Source organism: Mesorhizobium sp. M4A.F.Ca.ET.020.02.1.1 (assembly GCF_004022645.1).
Lineage (GTDB): Bacteria > Pseudomonadota > Alphaproteobacteria > Rhizobiales > Rhizobiaceae > Mesorhizobium.
Genome location: NZ_RZOI01000696.1, coordinates 1 through 3,163 on the forward strand (window position 1 = coordinate 1; position 3,163 = coordinate 3,163).

Annotated in this window: 3 protein-coding genes and 2 pseudogenes; 4 read left to right on the forward strand and 1 reads right to left on the reverse strand. The window is 64.9% G+C overall.

Annotation, left to right across the window (positions count from 1 at the left end; genetic code table 11):
• The 3 genes and pseudogenes from EN742_RS29470 to EN742_RS29480 form a co-directional block, all read left to right on the forward strand.
• Positions 1 to 203, forward strand: a pseudogene (locus EN742_RS29470) (DUF3995 domain-containing protein); the annotation flags it as partial.
• Entirely contained in the window at positions 200 to 832 is a 633-nt protein-coding gene (gene ureG, locus EN742_RS29475; protein WP_126057046.1) for an urease accessory protein UreG, read from the forward strand. The pseudogene EN742_RS29470 and the gene ureG, both read left to right, overlap by 4 nt.
• Before the next feature lie 77 nt (positions 833 to 909).
• A pseudogene (locus EN742_RS29480) lies at positions 910 to 1,676 on the forward strand (class II aldolase and adducin N-terminal domain-containing protein).
• 82 nt (positions 1,677 to 1,758) lie between these two features.
• On the opposite strand, the gene EN742_RS29485 reads toward EN742_RS29480, so the two are convergent.
• Complete coding sequence (locus tag EN742_RS29485) at positions 1,759 to 2,391, reverse strand: HAD family phosphatase (RefSeq protein WP_126057044.1); 633 nt, start codon at positions 2,389 to 2,391, stop codon at positions 1,759 to 1,761.
• Between the two features lie 199 nt (positions 2,392 to 2,590).
• Here EN742_RS29485 and EN742_RS29490 point away from each other — a divergent pair.
• Positions 2,591 to 3,163, forward strand: a 573-nt coding sequence (locus tag EN742_RS29490) for a sugar-binding domain-containing protein (protein WP_245492424.1), incomplete at its 3' end; no start/stop codon positions are given.

Consider the following 3,163-nt stretch of genomic DNA (forward strand, 5'->3'; position numbering starts at 1 on the left):
TTCCCAAGGCGGGCCTCGCCGCCACCTCGTTGCTCATCGCGCTGGTTTTCCTCGGGCGCGGCATTGCCGGCTTCACGCCATGGTGGCGCCGTCTGGCGCCCGAACAGCCTTTCGCGCGGCTCGACGTCAGCTACTATTCGCCGCTCTGCCTGCTGATCGGGGCAGGCTTCGCAATCCTCGCCATCACGGAGTTTTCCGCATGACCCAGGCCAACGGTCCCCTTCGCATCGGCATCGGCGGTCCCGTCGGTTCCGGCAAGACGACGCTCACCGAAAAGCTCTGCAAGGCGCTGCGCGACGACTTCTCCATCGCCGTCGTCACCAACGACATCTACACCAGGGAAGACGCCATGATGCTGGCCCGGCTGCAGGCGCTGCCGGAGGAGCGCATCGTCGGCGTCGAGACGGGGGGGTGCCCACACACCGCTATCCGCGAGGACGCCTCGATCAATCTGCAGGCGATCGCCGAACTGAACCGCAAATTTCCGGACCTCGACATCATCTTCATCGAGTCCGGCGGCGACAATCTCGCGGCCACCTTTTCACCGGACCTTGCTGATCTCACCCTCTATGTCATCTCGGTCTGCCAGGGCGAGGAGATCCCGAGAAAGGGCGGGCCGGCCATCACCCGCTCCGATTTCCTGATCATCAACAAGAGCGATCTGGCGCCCTATGTGAACGTCAACCTCGACGTGATGGAAAGCGACGCCGCCCGTATGCGCGGCAAGCGGCCGTTCGGCTTCACCGACCTGTCGCGCGGCAAGGGCTTGCGGGAGGTGATCGACTTCATCGTCGAGCATGGCGGGTTGCAATCGGCGCGCCCGGCCGCCTGAACGGTGTTTGCGCCAGCACTTTCCCGTTGCTGGCCGCCATTGGGCGCGGCATTGTCACCAAAACCGGAGGATTTTCGATGAGCATCGCCCGCCTGCAGAAGGAACCGCTGAGCAATCTGCCCTTCTATGAGGAGCGCGTCGACCTCGCCTGCGCCTTCCGCTGGACGGCGCGGCTCAACATGCATGAGGCGGTGGCCAACCATTTCTCGCTGGCCGTCAACGAGGACGGCACCAAATTCCTGATGAACCCCAACCAGGTGCATTTCTCGCGCATCAGGCGAGCGACCTGCTGCTGATCGACGCCAACGATCCCGATACGCTTTCCGGCCCCAATGCGCCCGATCCGACGGCCTGGGGCCTGCACGGCGCCATCCATCGCAACGTGCCGCACGCGCGCTGCGTCATGCATGTGCACTCGATTCACGCCACCGTGCTCGCCTCGCTGGCCGACTCGACCCTGCCGCCGATCGACCAGAACTCGGCCACCTTCTTCAACCGCCATGTCGTCGACGCCAACTATGGCGGGCTGGCCTTCGAGGAGGAGGGCGAGCGCTGCTCGCAGCTTCTGACCGATCCCAAGGTGAAGGTCATGGTCATGGGCAATCACGGCGTGCTGGTCATCGGCGACACTGTCGCCGACACCTTCAACCGCATGTTCTATTTCGAGCGCGCCGCCGAGACCTACATCAAGGCGCTGTGGACCGGCCGTCCGCTGCGCACCCTGTCTGACGCCATCGCCGAGAAGACCGCGGCTGAAGCCAACGACTATCCCGGCCAGGCCGAACGCCATCTCGCCGAGCTGAAGGCGATCCTCGACGAGCAGGAACCGGTCTACCGGAACTGAGCCGCCATTCTCCCTTCTCCCCGTTCACGGGGACAAGCGCCGGCAGGCGGATGAAGGGCGGTGCCGATGTTTGCGAGTTCGCTTAGAGCCCTAATTGCGTCCGCAATTCATCAGCGCTGTTGATCACCACGGCCCCCGGCGGCCCAGCCATCGGCGCTTCCGGCCAGAACATCGTCCGCATGCCCGCCGCAAGGCCGGCCATGGCGCCGGTCAGGCTGTCGTCGACCGCGACGGATTGCGCCGGATCGACCTCGGCCAGATGAGCGGCGCGCAGGAACGGCTCGGGATACGGCTTGCCTTCGCGCACGTCGTTGCGGCTGATCGTCTTCATGCCGGGGTAGATCAGGCCGACGGCACGCAGATTGGCATCGACGATCAGCCGGTCGGAATTGGAGACAACCGCCTGCTGCACGCCGCGTTCGCGCAATTCGTTGAAGATCTCGATCGCGCCCGGACGCGGCTTCAGCGTCTCGGCCAGCGGCAGATAGTGATCGTATTTGCGCACGATCCAGTCGTCGAAGGGCAGGTCGAGCCCGAATTCGTCGCGCAGCATTTCGTAGACCGGCCAGGCGGCGACGCCCAGCACACGCTCGTGCAGATTGATCGGCGGCGCGATGCCGACGCTGCGCAGCGCCGCCACCAGGGCCGCCTCGTGCAACGGCTCGCTGTCGACCAGCGTCCCGTCCATATCCCAGAAAACCGCTTTCGGCGTCATGCAAGGCTCCTTTGCCGATCCCCATAATCGGTTTGCGTGCCGAGATAAACCGTCAAGCAGGCCTTCCTTTGCCGCCGTCCCCATTCCAGGTCGCATCGGGAGTGCAGGCAATTGCCCTGTCGATAGGCAATTGCGCGTTGGCACATTCCCTGTAAGCTAGTGGTACCCGCGCCCTGTTGGGCGGGTTTGGGAGGCAGAAGTGAATTCGCGGCAGGACAGCGGCAGCAACCGGTTGGACGACGCGGCGCGCGCCGGCTGGCTGTATTATGTTGCCGGCAACACGCAGGACCAGATCGCCTTGACGCTTGGCATTTCCCGCCAGACGGCGCAGCGGCTGGTGTCGCTGGCGGTCTCGGAAGGGCTGATCAAGGTGCGTGTCGACCACCCGATCGCCAATTGCCTCGACCTCGCGGCGCGGCTCAAATCGCGCTTCGCGCTCGATCTGGTCGAAGTGGTGCCGAGCGATCCCACCTCGTCCTCGACGACGATCGGCGTCGCCGAGGCGGCGGCGGCGGAAATCGAGCGGCGGCTGCGTTCCCCGGAACCCCTGGTCATGGCGATCGGCACCGGGCGCACGCTGAAGGCGGCGATCGAGCAGCTGCCGCCGATGGAATGCCCGCAGCACAAGGTGGTGTCGCTAACTGGCAACATCTCGCCGGATGGCTCGGCCGCCTTCTACAACGTCATCTTTACCATGGCCGATCGAGTCAAGGCACGCTCCTTCCCGATGCCGCTGCCGGTCATCGCCTCCTCGCCGGAAGAGCGGACATGC

Bases quoted from the DNA above. Each gene is read 5' to 3' on its own strand.
- ureG (WP_126057046.1), top strand. From the start codon at position 200: ATGACCCAGGCCAACGGTCCCCTTCGCATCGGCATCGGCGGTCCCGTC.
- EN742_RS29485 (WP_126057044.1), bottom strand. From the start codon at position 2,391: ATGACGCCGAAAGCGGTTTTCTGGGATATGGACGGGACGCTGGTCGAC.